The 19763-nt window shown below is 67.1% G+C and carries 18 protein-coding genes and 1 riboswitch; of the genes, 9 read left to right on the top strand and 9 right to left on the bottom strand.

The window, feature by feature from the left end:
• Window positions 1-71: 71 nt before the first annotated feature.
• Both HUK68_RS13280 and HUK68_RS13275 read right to left on the bottom strand, forming a co-directional pair.
• A complete protein-coding gene (locus tag HUK68_RS13280; protein ID WP_175504589.1) occupies window positions 72-2093 on the bottom strand; it encodes an ABC transporter permease subunit in 2022 nt (673 codons plus the stop codon).
• Between the two features lie 58 nt (window positions 2094-2151).
• A complete protein-coding gene (locus HUK68_RS13275; protein WP_208458666.1) occupies window positions 2152-3195 on the bottom strand; it encodes an amino acid ABC transporter substrate-binding protein in 1044 nt (347 codons plus the stop codon).
• Between the two features lie 248 nt (window positions 3196-3443).
• On the opposite strand from HUK68_RS13275, the gene HUK68_RS13270 reads away from it, so the two are divergent.
• The 4 genes from HUK68_RS13270 to HUK68_RS13255 all read left to right on the top strand — a co-directional run bounded on the left by HUK68_RS13270 (window position 3444) and on the right by HUK68_RS13255 (window position 7799).
• Window positions 3444-4658 (top strand): aminotransferase class V-fold PLP-dependent enzyme, encoded by a 1215-nt coding sequence (locus tag HUK68_RS13270; protein WP_175504588.1) that lies wholly within the window; start codon window positions 3444-3446, stop codon window positions 4656-4658.
• Window positions 4648-5454, top strand: coding sequence for an aspartate dehydrogenase (locus tag HUK68_RS13265; RefSeq protein ID WP_175504587.1), 807 nt, complete (start codon window positions 4648-4650; stop codon window positions 5452-5454). Before HUK68_RS13270 ends, HUK68_RS13265 begins: the two co-directional genes overlap by 11 nt.
• 170 nt (window positions 5455-5624) lie before the next feature.
• On the top strand, window positions 5625-6908 hold the full coding sequence (locus tag HUK68_RS13260) for an O-acetylhomoserine aminocarboxypropyltransferase/cysteine synthase family protein (protein ID WP_175504586.1): 1284 nt from the start codon (window positions 5625-5627) through the stop codon (window positions 6906-6908).
• Between the two features lie 276 nt (window positions 6909-7184).
• Window positions 7185-7799: an Ivy family c-type lysozyme inhibitor gene (locus HUK68_RS13255; protein WP_175504585.1), complete on the top strand. Its 615-nt coding sequence runs from the start codon at window positions 7185-7187 to the stop codon at window positions 7797-7799.
• Here the strand turns inward: HUK68_RS13255 and HUK68_RS13250 are convergent.
• Window positions 7796-9226: an FAD-binding oxidoreductase gene (locus tag HUK68_RS13250; protein ID WP_175504584.1), complete on the bottom strand. Its 1431-nt coding sequence runs from the start codon at window positions 9224-9226 to the stop codon at window positions 7796-7798. The genes HUK68_RS13255 and HUK68_RS13250 overlap by 4 nt on opposite strands.
• 26 nt (window positions 9227-9252) lie before the next feature.
• Window positions 9253-9639 carry a DUF2069 domain-containing protein gene (locus HUK68_RS13245; protein WP_175504583.1) on the bottom strand — a complete coding sequence of 129 codons (387 nt, stop codon included), beginning with the start codon at window positions 9637-9639 and terminating at the stop codon, window positions 9253-9255.
• 21 nt (window positions 9640-9660) lie between these two features.
• Here HUK68_RS13245 and HUK68_RS13240 point away from each other — a divergent pair, with 21 nt between their 5' ends.
• Complete coding sequence (locus HUK68_RS13240) at window positions 9661-11001, top strand: YihY family inner membrane protein (protein WP_175504582.1); 1341 nt, start codon at window positions 9661-9663, stop codon at window positions 10999-11001.
• Window positions 11002-11004: 3 nt separating this feature from the next.
• Window positions 11005-11433: a VOC family protein gene (locus HUK68_RS13235; protein WP_175504581.1), complete on the top strand. Its 429-nt coding sequence runs from the start codon at window positions 11005-11007 to the stop codon at window positions 11431-11433.
• A gap of 54 nt (window positions 11434-11487) precedes the next feature.
• On the opposite strand, the gene HUK68_RS13230 is transcribed toward HUK68_RS13235, so the two are convergent.
• Window positions 11488-12300, bottom strand: coding sequence for an alpha/beta fold hydrolase (locus tag HUK68_RS13230; protein ID WP_175504580.1), 813 nt, complete (start codon window positions 12298-12300; stop codon window positions 11488-11490).
• A 9-nt stretch (window positions 12301-12309) separates the two neighbouring features.
• Window positions 12310-13608 carry an O-acetylhomoserine aminocarboxypropyltransferase gene (locus HUK68_RS13225; protein ID WP_175504579.1) on the bottom strand — a complete coding sequence of 433 codons (1299 nt, stop codon included), beginning with the start codon at window positions 13606-13608 and terminating at the stop codon, window positions 12310-12312.
• Window positions 13609-13832: 224 nt separating this feature from the next.
• Here HUK68_RS13225 and HUK68_RS13220 point away from each other — a divergent pair, with 224 nt between their 5' ends.
• The 3 genes from HUK68_RS13220 (at window position 13833) to HUK68_RS13210 (ending at window position 16288) form a co-directional block, all read left to right on the top strand.
• The gene (locus HUK68_RS13220) at window positions 13833-14282 is read left to right on the top strand and encodes a CBS domain-containing protein (RefSeq protein ID WP_175504578.1); all 450 of its coding nucleotides are present in this window, start codon (window positions 13833-13835) and stop codon (window positions 14280-14282) included.
• Between the two features lie 146 nt (window positions 14283-14428).
• Entirely contained in the window at window positions 14429-15526 is a 1098-nt protein-coding gene (gene aroC / locus HUK68_RS13215; protein ID WP_175504577.1) for a chorismate synthase, read from the top strand.
• A gap of 192 nt (window positions 15527-15718) precedes the next feature.
• The gene (locus tag HUK68_RS13210) at window positions 15719-16288 is read left to right on the top strand and encodes an HdeD family acid-resistance protein (RefSeq protein ID WP_175505840.1); all 570 of its coding nucleotides are present in this window, start codon (window positions 15719-15721) and stop codon (window positions 16286-16288) included.
• Between the two features lie 103 nt (window positions 16289-16391).
• Here the strand turns inward: HUK68_RS13210 and nrdR are convergent, their stop codons facing one another.
• From nrdR to HUK68_RS13195, 3 genes are all read right to left on the bottom strand, one after another.
• Window positions 16392-16841: a transcriptional regulator NrdR gene (nrdR, locus tag HUK68_RS13205; RefSeq protein ID WP_175504576.1), complete on the bottom strand. Its 450-nt coding sequence runs from the start codon at window positions 16839-16841 to the stop codon at window positions 16392-16394.
• 15 nt (window positions 16842-16856) lie between these two features.
• Window positions 16857-18104 carry a serine hydroxymethyltransferase gene (gene glyA, locus HUK68_RS13200; protein ID WP_175504575.1) on the bottom strand — a complete coding sequence of 416 codons (1248 nt, stop codon included), beginning with the start codon at window positions 18102-18104 and terminating at the stop codon, window positions 16857-16859.
• A 33-nt stretch (window positions 18105-18137) separates the two neighbouring features.
• Window positions 18138-18287, bottom strand: a riboswitch (ZMP/ZTP riboswitch).
• An 80-nt stretch (window positions 18288-18367) separates the two neighbouring features.
• Window positions 18368-19204, bottom strand: a complete 837-nt coding sequence (locus HUK68_RS13195; protein WP_175504574.1) for a lytic transglycosylase domain-containing protein — start codon at window positions 19202-19204, stop codon at window positions 18368-18370.
• Window positions 19205-19763 lie beyond the last annotated feature (559 nt).

Raw genomic sequence — 19763 nt, 5'->3', positions numbered from 1 at the left:
CCGGATCGTAGCGCAAGCGGCCCGCGCACGGGTCCGATCGGCGCAATGCCCCGGGCCTGTCGGGCCGCGGTTCAGTGGCGTGCAAGCCGGCGCGACAGCCACGACAGCGGCAGGCAGACCAGCAGGTAGAACAGGCCGACAAAGCAGTAGACCTCGACGAAGTAGGGGCGCCAGGCAGTGTCCGCGACCACGGCCTTGGCCGCGGCCAGCACGTCGAACACGCCGATGCTGGCGACCAGCGAGGTGTCCTTGACCGCGCCGACAAACACGCCCAGCGCCGCCGGCGCGGCCAGCGCGCGGGCCTGGGGCAGCACCACCGCCGCCAGCACCGCCGCCGGGCGCATGCCCAGCGCCATGGCCGCCACGCGCTGGCTGCCGGGCACGGCCTGGAGCGCGCCGCGCAGCACTTCGGCCAGCATGCAGGCGGTGTGCAGCACGATGGCCAGCAGCGCAAGCTGGAACTTCGCGTTGGACCAGTCGCCGCCGATGAAGATCGGAATCCAGAACGAGGCCACGAGCAATTGCACGACCAGCGGAATGCTGCGCACCGCATCGATCAGCGCGGCCGCGGGCCAGCGCAGCGCGCGCCGGGGGCTGCGCCGCATCAGCGCCAGCGCCACGGCCAGGGGGATCGCCAACACGATCGCGCTCAGCGCCATGGCCACCGTGGCCAGCAGCCCGCCCCAGGACACCACCGGCAACGCGGGCCACGGGCCCACGGCGCCGGCCAGCACCGCGGCCGCTGCGCCGCCACCGGCCAGCACCGTTGCCACGCGCCAGCGCGGCGCCAGCCGCGGCAGCACCAGCGCCACCGCCACGCCCGCCAGCAGCGTGCACGCCAGCCCGGCCTGGGCGCGCTGCGCGGGCGCGATCGTGCCGAAGGCCAGCAGCGGCGCGTTATGGGTGACCACGGCCCAGCAGGCGCCCGCGGCCTGGGCGCACGTCCCGGCCGTACCGGTCCAGACCGCATCGGTCAGCGCCCATCGCAGCCCGCGCCACAGCAGCCACAGCGTGGCGCCCCCGAGCACCAGCGTGAGCAGCGCGCGCTGGTGCGTGCCCGCCAGCGCGGTGCGGCTGAACTGCGGCCGGCGCAGCACCTGTCCCAGGCGCAGCGTGCCCGCGGCGTCGACGCTGTAGCAGTTCACATGCGCGTTGTAGCGCGCAATGGCCGCCGCCAGCAGCAGGCCCAGCAGCGCATAGAACGCCATGGCCAGCGTCATGCCTTCTATCGCGCGGCCGGTCTGCGTGATGGTGGTGTTGATGATGGCCATCAGCTCCTGGTAGCCGATGGCAATCGCCAGCGTGCTGTTCTTGATGAGCATCTGGCATTGGTTGGCATAGGGCGGCACGGCGACGCGCACCGCATAGGGGTAGATCACCTGGCGCGCCAGCGCGGGCCCGTCCATGCCCAGCGCCCGGCCCGCGTTGACCTGGCCCACGGGCACGGCCAGCACGCCCCCGCGCACCACATCGGAGATGAAGACCGCATGGAACACCGTCAGGCCCAGCAGCAAGGCGGTGAGTTCGGGGCTCAGGCTCCAGCCGCCGCGCAGGCCCAGTCCCGCGCGCCGCGGCGCATCCCAGTGCCAGGCGGCGTAATCCTGCACGCCGAGTGCCAGCAGCAGCGCGAACGCGGCCATGGCCCATGCCAGGCGCGGCCGGCGCCGCAGTGCCGCCGCGGGCAGCAGCAGCCACAGCGGCCACCCGCTCGCGCCTTCGAGCAGCGGCAGCGCCAGGCCGCGGTTGGACAGATAGACGCCCGGCAGCGGCTGCCAGGCTTCGCGCACTACGGGCAGCTGCAGCAGCAGCGCGTACCAGAGGAACAATTGCAGCAGCACCGGCGTGTTGCGCAGCGGCTCGACCACTGCGGCCAGCACGCGCGCCAGCAGCGGGTGGCGCGACAGGCGCAGCACGCCCAGCAGCAGCCCGAGCGCCGTGGCCAGGGGAATCGCGATCGCGGCCACGGTGAGCGTGTTGACCAGCCCCGCCACGATCACCTGCCAGTAGGGCTGATCGGGCGTCACCGTCCACAGGCTCTGCGCGATCTGGAAGCCGGCGCGCTGGCCGAGAAAGCTGAAATCCAGCAATGCCATGGAAAAAAGGCGGCCCGGGCGCAGCTGCTGCACCCGGGCCGCCGCCTGTATGGAGGGATTACTGGAAGGGCGGGGCGTAGAACAGGCCGCCCTTGTTCCACAGCGCGTTCTGGCCGCGCTCGAGCTTGAGCGGGGTTTTCGGGCCGACATTGCGGTCCCAGATCTCGCCGTAGTTGCCCACGGCCTTGATCACGTTGTAGGCCCACTTGTCGCTGAGCCCGAAACTCTTGCCGATGCCGGCATCGATGCCCAGCAGCCGGCGCACCTGCGGGTCCTTGCTGTTGCTGAAGCTGTCGATGTTTTTCGCCGTGATGCCCAGCTCCTCGGCCGTCACCACCGCATGCACGGTCCACTTGACGATGTCGATCCACTGGCTGTCGCTGTCGCGCACCCAGGGGCTCAGCGGCGACTTGTTCACGCGCTCGGGCAGGATCACGAAATCGTCGGCATGGCCGGCGCGCGACGAGCGGCTCGCGGCCAGCGTCGAGGCATCCGACAGATAGACATCGCAGCGGCCCGCATAGAACGCCTTCTCGAGCTCCACCAGGTTCTCGATGACCACCGCGCGGTATTGCATTTTGTGCGTTGCAAACCAGTCCACGAGGTTCTGCTCGTTGCTGGTGCCCGGCTGCACGCAGACCTGGGCGCCATCGAGGTCCTTGGCGCTCTTCACGCCCAGCTTCTTCGGCACCATGAAGCCCTGGCCGTCATAGAACACGATGGCCGGCGCCGTGACGTTCATGCCGGCATCGCGGCCCGAGGTCACGGTGGTGTTGCGGTTGAGCACATCGATCTCGCCCGACTGCAAAGCCGGGAAACGCTGCTGCGAGCTCAGTGGCACATAGCGCACCTTGTCGGGCGCGTTCAGCACCGCGGCCGCGAACGCCTTGCAGAAGTCCACGTCCAGCCCGCTCCAGCGGCCCTGGTTGTCGGCCAGCGACAACCCGGCCGAGCCCTGGCTCACGCCGCAGACCATCTGGCCGCGTTTCTTGATGGTATCCACCGTGGTGTTCTGGCCCTGCGCACTGGCGGGAACCAGGCTCAACGCAGCGGCCGCGCCGACGGCGGCCAGGGTCAATCGACGCAGCAAGGTATTGCGCATTTTGAATTGGAATGATTGATGGATGATTATCGAATCGTGCTGCGGGCGCGTTTCAGGGAAATGAATATTGCATATTGATGATATTCACCGATGTATTGAAATCTGCGCGCTCAGACGAGGTTTGGTTTATTGTAAGTAAACATTTCAAATCGGGCGGTTTTCGGTTAGAAGGAATGCAACTATGCATATGACTTAAAAAGTGAGGCTGTAACAGCCGTGGGTGAACAGGTCGGTTCTAGAATTTCCCCATGCACACGAGTACCGACGCGCCGCCCTGGCAGCAGGCTTTTCGCCGCCATTTCCCGATCACGGCCGAAAAGATCTATGCCTGCCAGGCGTACTGCAGCCCGATGGCGCCGCGCGTGAGCCAGGCGATGCAGCATTTCTTCAACCATCTGAGCTTGGCGCGCGCCGACAAGCCCGAGTGGCTCGCGGCAGCGGAAGGCGTGCGCACCCAGGTCGCACGGCTGATCGGCGGCAGGAGCCGCGACATCGCCTTCACCAAGAACACCACCGAAGGCCTGAACATCGTTGCCCAGGGCTTCCCCTGGCAGCCCGGCGACAACCTGGTGATCGACGACCAGGAGCATCCGGTCAACGCCGTGCCCTGGCTGCATCTGCGCGCGCGCGGCGTCGAGGTGCGCGTGGCGCGCACCGAAGAGCGGCGCGTGACGCTCGACGCCCTCTGGTCGCGGGTCGATGCGCGCACGCGCCTCATTGCCGTCTCGTACGTGCAGTACAGCACCGGCGTGCGCGCCGACATCGAGGCGCTGGCGCGGCGCTGCCGGGAGCAGGGCATCCATCTGGTGGTCGATGGCATCCAGGCCGTGGGCCTGCTGCCCATCGATGTCGAGGACTGGGGCATCAGCGCCCTGTCCTGCGGCGCCTACAAGGCGCTGCATGGCCCGCTGGGGCTGGGCTTCCTGTATGTCGCGCCGGCGCTGCTGGCGCAGCTGCGTCCCGCACATTCGGGTCCGTCGTTTGCCACGCGCATCGACAAGCGCGAGCAGGGCTGGCAGCTCAAGTCCGCAAGCGGCGACGCGCGCGTGCTCGAAGGCGGCAACATCAACTATCCCGGCGTCTACGGGCTGGCCCAGGCGCTGCTGATGATCGAGGAAGCCAGGGTCGAGAACCTCGCGCCCTGGACGCTAGCGCTGGCCGCGCGGCTCGATGCCGGATTGCGCGCCCAGGGCTTCGAGATCCTGTCCTCGGTGCACCCCGGCGAGGCCAGCAGCATCGTCTGCATCCGCCACCCGCAGGCGTTTGCGCTGCGCAAGTACCTCTACTCCCAGGGCGTGGTCTGCAACCTGCTCGACACCGGCTCGATCCGCTTTTCCATGGGCGGCTACAACACGCCCGCGGAAATGGACGCCATCCTGAAGATCACCGAAAGATTCATGGCCGATGCGCCACTGCGCCGCCAACTGATGCTGCCCACGGCCGCCACCGCCTATGCCCGCTGAACATTCCACTCCCCGGCCGCGCATCGCGGTCCTCGGCTACGGCGCCATGGGCCGCTACCTGCTGCCGCGTCTGGCGCAGCAGCTGCCCGAAGCCGCGCTGGCGCTGGTGCTGCGCGGCCCAGCCGATGCCCCCGCGGGCGTCACGCTACTGACCGGCGCCAAGGCGCTGCTCGACTGGCAGCCCGGTCTGCTGGTCGAATGCGCGGGCCATGGCGCGGTGCGCGAGCATGCGGCGCCCGCGCTGCGCGCCGGCATCGACGTGCTGCTGACCTCGGTGGGCGTGCTCGCCGATGCCGATCTGCGCGCGCAACTGGACGACAGCGCGCGTGCCGGTGCAAGCCGGCTGATCACCGTGTCGGGCGCGATCGGCGGGCTCGACGCGCTTGACGCGGCGCGCGGCGCCGGGCTGCACAGCGTGCGCTATGTGGGGCGCAAGCCGCCGCTGGCGTGGAGCGGCACGCCCGCGGCCGAGGCCTTCGACCTGGCGGTATTGCGCGAACCCGTGGTCATCTTCAGCGGATCGGCCGGCGAATCCGCGCGCGCCTATCCGAAAAACGCCAATGTCACGGCCGCCGTGGCGCTGGCCGGCATGGGCTTCGAGCAGACCCAGGTGCAGCTGGTGGCCGACCCGGGCATCACGCGCAACTGCCATGCGCTGGAAGTGCGCGGCGCGTTTGGCGAATTCCGTATCGAGCTGGCCAATGCGCCGCTGCCGGAAAATCCCAAGACCTCCTGGCTCGCTGCCCTGAGCCTGGAGGCGCAAATCCGTGGTTATTTCGGCACGGCCGTTTCCTGAGGGCCGCCATGCGCCTTATCCTGTGTATCGAGGCAAATCGCTGGCCATTATGTGATGCGCCAGGTTGATTCAAGCGTCACGCCGTTTATTGTTCAGTATTTATTTGAAACCGCGCCGCATGGATGAATACCATGGGGCATTTCCATCCATGAAACCGAAGAGGCAAGAAAATGCGCATTGAAACCCTGGCCGTCCATGCCGGCTACAGCCCCGATCCCACCACCAAGGCCGTCGCGGTCCCGATCTACCAGACCGTCGCCTATGCGTTCGACAGCGCCCAGCATGGCGCCGACCTGTTCGATCTGAAGGTGCCTGGCAACATCTACACCCGCATCATGAACCCGACCACCGACGTGCTGGAAAAGCGCGTGGCCGCGCTCGAAGGCGGCATTGCCGCGCTGGCCGTGGCCTCGGGCATGGCGGCCATCACCTATGCGATCCAGACGATCGCCGAAGCCGGCGACAACATCGTCTCGGCCGCGACGCTCTATGGCGGCACCTACAACCTGTTTGCGCACACCTTCCCGCAGCAGGGCATCGAGGTGCGCTTCGCCGACGCGCGCGATCCCGAGAGCTTCGGCAAGCTGATCGATGCCAAGACCAAGGCCATCTTCATCGAGTCGATCGGCAACCCGCTGGGCAACGTGACCGACATCCGCGCGCTGGCCGATGTCGCGCATGCGCATGGCGTGCCGCTGATCGTCGACAACACCGTGCCCTCGCCCTACCTGCTGCGCCCCATCGAGTTCGGCGCGGACATCGTCGTGCACTCGCTGACCAAGTACCTGGGCGGCCACGGCACCAGCGTCGGCGGCGCGATCGTCGACAGCGGCACCTTCCCCTGGGCCGAGCACCGCGAGCGTTTCCCGCGCCTGAACGAGCCCGATGTCAGCTACCACGGCGTGGTCTACACCGAAGCCCTGGGTCCCGCCGCCTACATCGGCCGCGCGCGCGTCGTGCCGCTGCGCAACATGGGCGCGGCGATCTCGCCGCAGAACGCCTTCCAGATCCTGCAGGGCATCGAGACGCTGGCGCTGCGCATGGACCGCATCTGCGAGAACACGCAGAAGATCGCCGAGACGCTGCAAAAGCACCCCAAGATCGAATGGGTGCGCTACGCCGGCCTCAAGGACCACCCCGACCACGCCATCGTGCAAAAGCAGTCGGGCGGCCGCGCTTCGGGCATCGTGTCGTTCAGCCTCAAGGCGGCCGGCGGCGACGACCGCGCGGCCGGCGCGCGCTTCCTCGACGCGCTGCAGCTGTTCACGCGCCTGGTCAACATCGGCGATTCCAAGTCGCTGGCCACGCACCCGGCCTCGACCACGCACCGCCAGCTCGATGCGGCCGAACTCGCCAAGGCCGGCGTGACCGAGGGCATGGTGCGCCTGTCGGTGGGCATCGAGCATATCGATGACCTGCTGGCCGATCTGGAGCAGGCGCTGGCCCAGGTCTGATCGCGCAGGTTTCAGCCACCCAACCCGACGCCGCCGGCGTCGGGTTTTTTCATGCTCGCTGCACAGGGACGCCGCAGGGCGGGGCCTTGGCCGACAGGATGGCGCGGGCAGGCGCCGCAAAATGGTGCGGGGCCGGGCCTGCCTGCGCGCTGTGCGCGGCGGCCGGGCAGTGATGAAAGATCGGGATGCGGCGTCGGCGCGATGCCGCACTCAACCCTTTGCTCGAAGGTGTGAACCATGCGCTTTGTATTTGCTTCCTGTCCAAAGGCGCTTGCCATGGCCGCGGCGGCCGCCGCCGCAGCCGGGCTGCTTGCCGGCTGCGAGCCCAAGCCGCCCGAACCCAAGACGGTGATCGTGGCGCCCACCGCCACCGCGCCCGCGCTGGCGGGCACCGTCCATGCGGCGCCGGTGGCGCTGAACGCCGCCGATGTCTCCGCCACCGCCGCGGTGATCCTCAAGGACAAGCCCGTGCCCACCGCGCCGGCAGCGGACGCGCCGGCCACGGCGGGCGCGCCGCTCGAATCGCTTGCCAGCCTGGCGCCGTCGGTCGGCCAGTACCCGTATGACGCCGACAACTACCTGGAGCAGGGCGTGCTCGCGGCGCGGCTGCGCGCGCTGCTGGGCGCCGAGTATCCGGTGCTGCTGGCCAACATGCGCACCGTCTCGCCGCTCACGGCCGCCGATGGCCTGTGGTTCATCACCGGCAACCGCCCGCACGAAGGCGGCGTCGAGGCCGCGGCCGTGGTCATCGACCCGCGCCAGAACGCGCTGCGCGTCTGGCTGCTCAACGCCGGCCAGTCGCAGGAGTTCATCGACCCGCCCGCGGCCCAGGTGCCATGGCCCAAGGACGTGCAGACGCTGATCCAGAACCAGCGCCGGGCCGTGCCTTAAACCGCTTCCTGCCGGGGAAGAACACAGCCGGGATTCATGATGCCCAGCGGATCGAGCGCCTGCTTGATCGCGCGCATCATGCCCAGCGCCACAGGCGACTGGTACTGCTGCAACTTGTCGACCTTGAGCGCGCCCACGCCATGCTCGGCCGAGAACGAGCCGCCGAATTTCGCCACGGCTTCGTAGACCAGGTCGTTGACGCGCGCTTCCTGCTCGCGCAGGAAGGCCTTGGGATCACCCTCGGCCGGGGCCTGCACGTTGTAGTGCAGGTTGCCGTCGCCCAGATGGCCGAAGTTGACCAGGCGCACGCCCGGTATCTCGGCCTGCAGCAGTGCATCGGCATAGTCCACGAACGCCGGAATGCGCGAGGCCGCAACCGAGATGTCGTGCTTGATGTTCAGGCCTTCCTCGGCCTGGGCCAGCGGAATGCTCTCGCGCACATGCCACAGCCCCTTGGCCTGGGCGATGCTCTCGGCCACCACGGCATCGAGCACGCAGCCGTCCTCGAAGGCCATTTCGAGCAGCGCCTCGAAGCGGCCGCGCGCATGCTCTTCCGATTCGCTGTCGGAGTTCTCCAGCAGCACGCAATAGGGCGCCTCGGCCAGGTCGGCAAACGGCACGCGCAGCTGCGGCATGTGGCGCACCACCAGGCTCAGCGCGAACTGGCCCATGACCTCGAAGCCCGTGAGGCCCGCGCCCAGCTGCTGGTGCGACAGGCCCAGCAGGCGCACCGCGGCCTCCATCGAGGGCACGGCGGCCCAGGCGGTAAGGCGCGCGGCGGGCTGCGGGAACAGCTTGAGCGTGGCCGCGGTGATCACGCCCAGCGTGCCTTCGCTGCCGATGAACAGGTCGCGCAGGTCATAGCCGGTGTTGTCCTTGCGCAAGCCCTTGAGCCCGTCCCAGATCTCGCCCTGGGGTGTGACCACTTCAAGCCCCAGGCACAGCTCGCGGCTGTTGCCGTAGCGCACGACCTGCGTGCCGCCGGCATTGGTGCCCAGGTTGCCGCCGATCGTGCAGCTGCCTTCGGCCGCCAGCGACAGCGGAAACAGCAGTCCGGCGTTGGCCGCGGCCTGCTGCACGTTCTGCAGGATGCAGCCGGCTTCCACCGTGAGCGTCAGGTTGTCGCGGTCGATGCTGCGCACCGCCTGCATGCGCTGCAGGCTCAGCACGACCTGCGTGCCGCTGGTATCGGGCGTCGAGCCCACCGACAGGCCGGTGTTGCCGCCCTGGGGAATCAGGCTGGTAGCGGTCTCGGCGCAGGCCTTGACCACGGCCGCGACTTCGGCCGTGCTGGCCGGGCGCACCACGGCCAGTGCCTTGCCGTGGCTGCGGCGGCGCCAGTCCTGCTCATAGGCGCTCAGGTCGCCTTCGGTCAGCACATTCGGGGCGCCAACGATCTGGCGCAGGGTGTCTAGCAGCTTGGACATGTCGATGGTTCTCGCAAAAAAATCGTTCAGAGCGCCGCGGCCCGCGCCGAGCGCTGGCGCCAGCGCACATGCAGCGTGCAGGCCGCAAACAGCGACAGGCACAGCGCGATCTCCGCCAGCGCCAGCCAACGGCTGGGCGCGGGGTCGCTCCAGGCGCGCACCACGCCTTCGGTGAAGTAAAGCCACACCACCAGGCTGACCCAGCGGTAGGTATACATGCGGCGCTTGAGCAGGCCGGCCAGCGGCAGGCACAGCGGCAGCGCCTTGAGCGCCAGCCACGAGCCGCCGGGTCGCAGCGGCGCGAGCCACAGTTCCCACGCAACGCACAGCAGCATCAATGCCAGCAGGCTGCCCACGGCCCACCAGCGCGTGGCAGCCACATCGCTGCCGGGTTCGGAAATGGAAGGATTCATTGGGATGGCATCATATCGGCCATGGCCTTGACCTTTCACCGAGCGCATGCGCGCTGGCGCCAATTGGCCCACACGCTGTCGACCTTTCCCTGGCGCAACACCGCGCACACGCTGTCGGCGCGCTTTCGCGAAGACCGGCTGGGCCTCACCGCGAGCAGCCTGACCTTCACCACCTTGCTGGCGCTGGTGCCGTTCGTGACCGTCGCGCTCGCGGTGTTCACCGCGTTTCCCACCTTTGGCCGGCTGCAGCTCACGCTGCAGCGCTGGCTGATCGACAGCCTGATTCCCGATGCCATCGCCCAGCAGGTCATGGACTACCTGTTCCAGTTCGCGGCCAAGGCCAGCCAGCTCGGCGGCGTGGGCTTCGGCGTGCTGCTGGTGACGGTGATCAGCCTGATCCTCACCGTCGACCGCACGCTCAACAACATCTGGCGCGTGCAGCGCATGCGCTCGCTGGGCCAGCGGCTGCTGATCTACTGGGCCGTGGTCACGCTCGGGCCGCTGATGATGGGCGGCAGCATTGCCACCACCTCCTATGTGCTCTACGCCTCGCGCGGCCTGGTGGCGGCGCTGCCCGAGGCGGTGCAGATGGCGTTCAACTCCATCGAGTTCCTGCTGCTGTCGGGTGCGATGGCGGCGCTCTACCACTATGTGCCCAACACGCCGGTCAAATGGCGCCATGCGCTGGTCGGCGGCCTGTTTGTCGCCATCGGCATGGCGCTGGCAAAGAAGGTGCTGGCGCTGTACCTGGCCTCGGTGCCGACCTATTCGGCGATCTACGGCACGTTCGCCACCGTGCCCATCCTGCTGATCTGGATCTACGTCGCCTGGGTGATCTTCCTGCTCGGCGCCGTGGTCACCGCCTATCTGCCCAGCCTGCTCGCGGGCATGGCGCGCAGTTCCTCGCACCGCGGCTGGAGCTTCGAGCTGGCGCTTGAAGCCGTGGCGGTCCTGGAGGAGCAGCGCCAGCACCCGGGGCGCGGCATGTCGGCGCTGGCGCTGGCGCGGCGCCTGCGCGTCGATGCGCTGCAGCTCGAGCCGACCCTGGCGGCGCTCACCGCCGTGCGCTGGCTGGGCATGCTGCCCGACGAAGGCCAGACCCGCGCGCTCGACGAGCACGAAGCCCGCTACGTGCTGATCTGCGATCCCGACACCACGCCGCTGGCGCCGCTGCTGGAGCATCTGCTGGTGGAGCGCACGCCGAGCACCGAGGCGCTGTGGGAGCAGGGCCGTTGGGACGAACTCACGCTGCGCCAGGCCCTGCCCACGGCCGCCGCGCCCACGCCGCCGCTGGCGCTGCCCGAACCGGCGATCGCCTCGGCCGTCAAGCCGACCCCTCTTGCCAACCTGACCCGGGAGTGAAGCATGGAAACACAGGAAATCCACCGCGGCCGCCTGATCGACCATATCCAGCTGGTGGTGCGCGATCTGGACAAATCCAAGTCCTTCTATACCGCCGTGCTGGCGGCGCTGCAGGTGCCGATGGGCGGCGAGGGCGAGGGCTTCTTCTGGGCCGATGAGCTGTTTGTCTCCACCGCTGACAGCGCGGCGGCCCAGGGCCGGCTGACCGGTCGCCACCACCTGGCCTTCCAGGCGCGCGACCGCGCCATGGTCGACGCGTTTTACCAGGCCGCGCTGGCCCATGGCGGGCAGGACAATGGCGCGCCGGGCGTGCGCCCCTACCACCCGAACTACTACGCCGCCTTCGTGATCGACCCCGATGGCAACAACATCGAGGCCGTGTTCCATGGCGAGGCCCGACGCAGCGCGCCATCGGTGTACATCACGTTCTGAATGAACAAGCCCCGCTCGTCTCGCGACGGCGGGGCTTGCTGCGCAGCCTGAAGCTCAGGCCGCCTTCAGGAAATCCCGCAGCGCAAACAGCGTTTCGTCCGGCGATTCCGTCATCTGGTTGTGCCCCATGGGCAGCATGACGCGCTGCGGATTCCGGCCCGCGGCCTGGGCCGCCTGGAACAGTGCCTGCGCGCCCTTGGGCGGCGTCATCTGGTCCTGGACGCCGAGCGCAAACAGCACCGGGCAGGTGATGGCGGCAATCGCCGCTTCACCGCCGCTGTAGCGGTCGCAGGCGACAAACCCGGTATGCAGCAGGTTCTGCCGCGCATTGCTGGCCAGCACGCGCCGGCCCAGCGCCACGCCCGCACCGAACACCCAGCTGCCCGCGCCGCCCGGCGGCGCCAGCGTCGCGCGCGAGAAGGTGTTGACCATCTGGATCGCCTGCTCGGGCGTGTCCAGCGCCGACTGCAGCAGCGCCGGCGAGACCTTCATTGGATGCGCGGTGCCCACCAGCGCGAGATGGCTCACGCGTTCGCCGAGGTCGGCCGCGGCCTGCAGTGCAATCAGGCTGCCCCAGCTATGGCCGACCAGCGCGGCTTTGTCCAGCCCTGCGGCATCCATCAGGTCGGCAATGAAGCGCGCGGCTTCCTCGACGCTTTGCGGCGCCGCGCCCTGGCTGCGGCAGTGGCCGGGCAGGTCGAGGGCCAGCACGTTCCAGCCGTGGTTGGCGAGGTAGCGGCTTTGCAGCGCCCAGACGCTGTGGTCGCACAGCACGCCGTGGATCAGAATGGCCGTGGGCTGGCCCGCGCGCAGTGCCTTGCCGCCGGTGTAGGCATAGATGGAGTGGCCGTTGACTTCGATGTTCATGCGTGCCTCCTATACTGCTTTTTCCGCGGCCTTGAGCGCGCGCTTGAGATCGTCGATGAGGTCGTCGGCATCCTCGAGGCCGATCGACAGGCGGATCGTGCCCTGACCGATGCCGGCATTGGCCAGCGCGTCGTCGTCCATGCGGAAGTGCGTGGTGCTGGCCGGGTGGATCACCAGCGAGCGGCAGTCGCCGACGTTGGCGAGGTGGCTGAACACCTTGAGCGTCTCGATGAACTTCTTGCCCTGGTTGCGGTTGCCGGCAATGTCGAAGCTGAACACCGAACCCGCGCCGCGCGGCAGCAGCTTCTTGGCCAGCGCATGGCTGGGGTGGCTCTCGAGCATCGGGTGGCCGACGCGGCTCACCAGCGGATGGCTGGCCAGGAACTGCACCACCTTCTCGGTGTTGCGCATGTGGCGTTCCATGCGCAGCGGCAGGGTCTCGATGCCCTGCAGGATCAGCCAGGCGGTATGCGGGCTCATGCAGGCGCCGAAGTCGCGCAGGCCTTCGCGGCGCGCGCGCAGCAGGAAGGCGCCAACGGTGCTTTCCTCGGTGAACACCATGTTGTGGAAGCCGTCATAGGGCGCCGTGAGTTCGGGGAATTTGCCCGAGCGTTCCCAGTCGAAGCTGCCGCCGTCGACGATCACGCCGCCGATCACCGTGCCATGGCCCGAGAGGAATTTGGTCGCCGAGTGGTAGACGATGTCCGCGCCCAGCGACAGGGGCTTCATCAACCAGGGCGAGGTCAAGGTCGAGTCGACCAGCAACGGCACGCCGGCCTCGTGTGCGATCTGCGACACGGTGGGAATGTCGAGCACGTCCAGGCCTGGATTGCCCACGGTCTCGCCAAAGAACAGCTTGGTGTTGGGGCGCACCGCGGCCTTCCAGCCGTCGATGTCGCCGGGCTTGACGAAGGTGGTCTCGATGCCGAAGCGCGCCAGCGTGTAGTGCAGCAGGTTCTGGCTGCCGCCGTAGAGCGCCGTGCTGGCAACGATGTGGCTGCCCGCGCCCATCAGCGTGGCCACCGACAGGTGCAGCGCCGCCTGGCCGCTGGCCACGGCAATTGCGCCCACGCCGCCTTCGAGCGCCGACACGCGCTGCTCGAGCACGGCATTGGTCGGGTTGCTGATGCGGCTGTAGACATGGCCCGGCCGCTCCAGGTTGAACAGCGAGGCCGCATGGTCGCTGGACTCGAACACGAACGAGGTCGTGAGATGGATGGGCACGGCACGCGCGCCGGTGACGGGATCGGGCTGGGTGCCCGCATGCAGGCTCAGCGTATCGAAGCCGGGGTCAGAATAACCGGGCATCTTGTCTCCAGAATAGTGTCAATCGCAGTGGTGCTCCGGGACGCAGCCCGGGCCAACGATTATGCATGGACCATCTGCCAAGCCGGAGCGCGCGCGCACCGCGCCGACCTCGGTGCCGACGCCCGAATGGCCGCGCCACCGGCTTGCCGCGCGGCTTTGTCGGCTAAGATCGATAACCATCAGGAGGCCACTCCATTCCCAGCGGCAACAGCCGGAGACACAGCATGAAAGTACGTGACATTCTTCGCGTCAAGGGCAACACCTTGTACGCCATTTCCCCCGACGAGCCGCTGAGCCGCGCAGTGGAGACGATGGCCGAGAAGGACATTGGCTCGCTGGTGGTGATGGAACACTCGGACGTCGTGGGCATGCTGACCTTCCGCGAGGTCATCCAGGCCCTGGTCAAGAACGCGGCCGGCACGACGCTGGTGCGCACCGCCATGGACGACGCGCCGCTGACCTGCACGCTGGAAACCGAAATGGACGAAGTCCGCCGCATGATGCTCGACCGCCATGCGCGCTACATGCCGGTCATGGACAAGCGCATGCTGATGGGCGTGATCAGCTTCTACGACGTCGCCAAGGCCGTCGTCGACAGCCAGAACTTCGAGAACCGCATGCTCAAGGCCTACATCCGCGACTGGCCCGAAGGCGAGCGCCAGGGCGCTGAATAGATCAGGTTTCGGGGTATTGGCCGTTCGTCCTGAGCCTGTCGAAGGATGAACATCCCGGCCTCGAGGTCGGCAACTTGGCTTGCCCATCGTACCTTTGATGTCCGGGGGGCGCCCCAGCCCCCCATACCCCGGCATAATTGCCCGCCATGAGCGGCAATACCTTCGGAACCCTATTCAGCGTCACCAATTTCGGTGAATCCCACGGCCCGGCCATTGGCTGCGTGATCGACGGCTGCCCGCCGGGCATGCCCTTGAACGAGGCCATGATCCAGCATGACCTGGACCGCCGCCGTCCGGGCACTAGCCGCCATGTGACCCAGCGCCAGGAGCCCGATGCGGTGGAAATTCTGTCCGGCGTCTATGAAGGCAAGACCACGGGCACGCCGATCGCGCTGCTGATCCGCAATACCGACCAGCGCAGCAAGGACTACGCCAACATCGTCGAGAGCTTCCGCCCGGGCCACGCCGACTACACCTACTGGCACAAGTACGGTATCCGCGATCCGCGCGGCGGTGGTCGCTCGTCGGCGCGCCTCACGGCCCCCACCGTGGCCGCGGGCGCCGTGGCCAAGCAGTGGCTCAAGGCCCAGTTCGGCACCGAGTTCCGCGCCTGCATGACGCAACTGGGCGAGCTGGACATTCCGTTCGAGGACTGGATGCATGTGCCGAACAACCCGTTCTTCGCGCCCGTGGCCGATGTCTCGGCCTTCGAGGACTACATGGATGCGCTGCGCAAGGCCGGCGACTCCTGCGGCGCGCGCATCCGCGTGCAGGCCAGCGGCGTGCCCGTGGGCCTGGGCCAGCCGCTCTACAACAAGCTCGACGCCGACATTGCCTACGCGATGATGGGCCTCAACGCGGTCAAGGGCGTGGAGATCGGCGTCGGCTTCGCCAGCGTGGCCCAGCGCGGCACGGTGCACGGCGATTCGCTCACGCCCGCGGGCTTTGCCAGCAACCACGCCGGCGGCGTGCTCGGCGGCATCAGCACCGGTCAGGACCTCGAAGTCTCGATTGCCATCAAGCCCACCAGCTCCATCCTGAGCCCGCGCGACTCCATCGACATCCACGGCCAGCCCACCGAAGTCATCACCAAGGGCCGCCACGACCCTTGCGTGGGCATCCGCGCCGCGCCCATTGCCGAGGCCCTGCTGGCCTTGGTGGTCATGGACCACGCACTGCTGCATCGGGCCCAGTGCGGCGATGTGCAGCAGGGCGTGCCGCCGATTCGCTCGTCGCTGCTCTGATGGCCCTGTGGCTGCCGATGAGGCAGCCATTTTTTTTTGGGCTGGTGCGGGCGTTGCGAAATGGGCTGGCTGCCGCGGCTTGTACGCTTTTGTCAAGCTTCGTTTGCCGGCAGGCAGGCAGCGTCACCGCCGCTGGCGCGCGGACATGGGGCGCGGCTATACTTTTTTCAGTACAAGCTGCAGGAGGTCGTCATGTCGTTGAATGCCGCAAACATCGAGCAACGCGTCTTGGAGCACATGCACAAGGAGTGGGGCTGGATTGCGCTGCGTGGCCTGTGCGCGCTGATCTTCGGCCTGCTGGCCCTGGTCATGCCGGCCGCCACGCTGGCCGTGCTGGTGCTGCTATGGGGCGCCTATGCGCTGGTGGACGGCGTGCTGGCGCTGGTGGCCGGAGTGCGAATCCGTGAGCACGGCAAACCGCTGTGGCCGCTCATCATTGTCGGTCTGGTGGGCATTGCCGCGGGCATTGTCACGTTCTTCTGGCCCGGTGTGACGGCGCTCACGCTGATCTTCATCATCGGCAGTTGGGCGATTGCCATCGGCGTGTTTCAGATCATGGCTGCCATTCGCTTGCGCAAACAGATCCAGGGGGAATGGCTGCACGCCCTGTCCGGCTTGCTTTCCATCGTCTTCGGTCTGCTTGTCGTGCTGCGCCCGGGGGCCGGTGCGATTGCGTTGACCTGGCTGATCGGCTGGTTTGCGATCTGCTTCGGCGTGTTGCTGCTGGTCCTGGCGTTCAGGTTGCGCAAGCAGCCCGTTTGAGCCGTTCCCCGCTTGCGCGCACAATGAAGAAAAGCTGCCGAAGCAGCTTTTCTGGGGGACAGCGCAGCTACGGCGCAAGCCGAGCCGGCGTTGGCGCGAGGCTCTAGGTCCTCACCTCGTCCATCACGCTCTTGAAGTCCTCGATGTCCTCAAAGCTGCGATAGACGCTTGCAAACCGGATATACGCGACCTTGTCGAGCTTCTTGAGCTCATGCATGACCAGCTCGCCAATGCGGCTGGATTGCACTTCGCGCATGCCCAGGTTGCGCAGCTTCTCCTCGATGCGCTCGATGGCCGTGTCGACCTGCTCGGTGCTCACCGGGCGCTTGCGCAGCGCCAGCGAGAACGAGCCGCTCAACTTGCTGCGGTCGTACTCGATGCGCCGCCCGTCCTTCTTGACGATGGCCGGGTAGCTGACCTCGGGCCGCTCATAGGTCGTGAAGCGCTTGTCGCAGCCACCGCACTGGCGCCGGCGGCGGATGAAACCGCCATCTTCCGCCTCGCGGGTCTCGACCACCTGGGTGTCGGGATGGCTGCAAAAAGGGCACTTCATGGCAGGGCGTCAGGCTCAGTCGCGGTAGACCGGGAAGCGGGCCGTCAGTGCCGCGACCTTGGCGCGCACGGCGGCGAGGTTGGCTTCGTCGCTCGGGTTTTCCAGCACGTCGGCCACCAGGTTGGCGGTCAGGCGCGCCTCTTCTTCCTTGAAGCCGCGCGTGGTCATGGCGGGCGTGCCCACGCGGATGCCGCTGGTCACCATCGGCTTTTCAGGATCGTTGGGGATGCTGTTCTTGTTGATGGTGATGTGGGCGGCGCCCAGCGCGGCTTCAGCGGCCTTGCCGGTGATGCCCTTGGCGCGCAGGTCGACCAGCATCACGTGGCTTTCGGTGCGGCCGGACACGATGCGCAGGCCGCGCTCGATCAGCGTTTCTGCGAACACCTGGGCATTCTTCACGACCTGGGCCTGGTAGGCCTTGAACTCGGGCGTCAGCGCTTCCTTGAAGGCCACGGCCTTGCCGGCGATGACGTGCATCAGCGGGCCGCCTTGCAGGCCGGGGAAGATGGCCGAGTTGATGGCCTTCTCGTGCTCGGCCTTCATCAGGATCACGCCGCCGCGCGGGCCGCGCAGGCTCTTGTGCGTCGTGGTCGTGACCACGTCGGCGTGGGGCACGGGGTTGGGGTAGACACCCGCGGCGATCAGGCCCGCATAGTGGGCCATGTCGACCCACAGGATGGCGCCGATTTCCTTGGCGATCTTGGCGAAGCGCTCGAAATCGATGCGCAGCGCGTAGGCCGAAGCACCGGCAATGATCAGCTTGGGCTTGTGCTCACGGGCCTTGGCTTCGAGCGCGTCGTAGTCGATCTCTTCCTTGTCGTTGAGACCGTAGGACACGACATTGAACCACTTGCCCGACATGTTCAGCGACATGCCGTGGGTCAGGTGGCCGCCTTCGGCCAGGCTCATGCCCAGGATGGTGTCGCCGGGCTTGAGAAAGGCCAGCAGCACGGCCTGGTTGGCCTGGGAGCCGGAATTGGGTTGCACGTTGGCGGCATCGGCGCCGAACAGCTGCTTCACGCGGTCGATGGCGAGCTGCTCGACCACGTCGACATTCTCGCAGCCGCCGTAGTAGCGCTTGCCTGGGTAGCCTTCGGCGTACTTGTTCGTCAGCTGGGAGCCCTGGGCTTCCATGACGGCCGGCGAGCAGTAGTTCTCGCTGGCGATCAGTTCGATGTGGTCTTCCTGACGCTGGTTTTCGGCCTGGATGGCGGCAAACAGTTCGGGGTCGGCTTTTTCAACAGTGATATTGCGGTGGTACATGGCAGTCCTATGAACTTGAAGTCCCTTGAGGCCAAGGGCTGCCCAGGCGAACGGCGGAACGCTTCAGGCCGGATCCGTTTGCCTGGGCGGTACGCTCCCCGGTGGTTCACGGATGAGATCCGCTGGTTTCCACGTCAGCGGCAGCCCGGTGGGCTGCGCCTATCGCCAGTTGCGTACCCTGCTAGTGTAGCTGAGCGCAGATGGCCCGCAGGGCAAAGGGTTCGCTGGCGCTGCGGCCGCGGCAGCGCGCAAATCGGCGAGGATCAGAGGTTGGTGTTGAGTGCCACCTGCTCGACGGCGCTGGCCACCGGGGCGGCGGCGGGCGCGGTCAGAGGCGTGGTCTGCTTGGCGGTGAGCAGCGGCTGGGGCGGGGTGGCCGGCAGCGCACGCAGCCCCGCGGCCTGGCGCAGGCGGCCATGCTCGGCCAGCACCTTGGCGGCATAGCCGCCGTCGCTTGCCAGGTTGGCCGCGCCGACATAGTGGCGCAGGCCGCCTTCGACCGAACCGGCGCGCGCGATGCAGTCCTTGAGCACCTTGACGCCCACGCGCAGGTTGGTCACGGGATCGAACGCCGCCAGGCGGCCGCCGAAGTTGTCGTACTTGTCGGTATGCACACTGGTCATGACCTGCATCAGGCCCTGGGCGCCGACCGCACTTTGCGCAAACGGATTGAAGCTCGACTCGATGGCCATGATGGCCAGGATCAGCGTCGGGTCGATCTTGTTGGACTGGCCCAGCGCATAGGCTTCGGAGACCAGCGAAGCCAGCGGCTCGGGCGCGACCTTGTATTTCTTGCTGAGCCAGAAGGCCACGGCGGCCTGCTCGCGCGGCAGGTCCTTGGGATTGCTGGCCGTGGCGCGGTCGATCGCATCGGGTTCGGTCGGCATGTCGATCACGGCCACCTGGCGCGACTGAAGCCAGTCGCGCAGCTGGGCCTCGCCCTCGTGGCGCAGGTCTGGACGGGCAAACAGCGTGATGGCCACGAACGCCACAGCCAGGCCCAGCAGAGCAAAGCCGCTATGGGTGATTTCGAGAAAACCGTCGGTCACATCGGACGCAAAGGTTCGCATTGCTGCGAAGACTTTTGCTGATGCAGGCATGTTGATTCCTTTCAAGAGGCATCACCCCGCTTTGCCGGACCGGTGAAGGGGGCATGGGGCGAATGCCTAGATTGGCGCGCTGCGATCCTTGGGGTCGGTGCCGGTAGGACATCGAAGGAAGTGGTCTGGGCCACCTGGCTGCAGCGAAGAAGAGAGTCTCTTTTTCGAGAGAAGCGGATTCTAGGAGTTCCTCAAATATGAAGTCAATACTATAAAAAATAGCTGTTATATTAAAACAGAATAAAGAAAACTGTATGCAAACGCAGGTTTTTGCTCGTTTTGTCTTCTGGGGAGAACTTGTCAAAGGCCGGCTGCGGTGGTCTATCGAACCATGTCCATCATTGCAAAAACTCATTGGATTGCTGCGTTGCAGCTCGCTTATCCTGTCGGTGACTGCCATGGCAGTTGACTGCTGGAAGAGCGTTGAAGGGCGGGACGGCACTGAAATCTGTCAGTTCCTCTCCGTAAACTGTCTCGGAAGGCCTGCAGGAAGCAATCGATGCTTCCACGCAACCAGGACCATCCTCTCCCGGTTGCAAACCCTTACGGCATAGGACTT

It is taken from the genome of Comamonas antarctica (assembly GCF_013363755.1).
GTDB classification, from domain to species: Bacteria; Pseudomonadota; Gammaproteobacteria; order Burkholderiales; family Burkholderiaceae_C; genus Comamonas; species Comamonas antarctica.
This window is presented reverse-complemented; position numbering and strand designations above follow the sequence as displayed.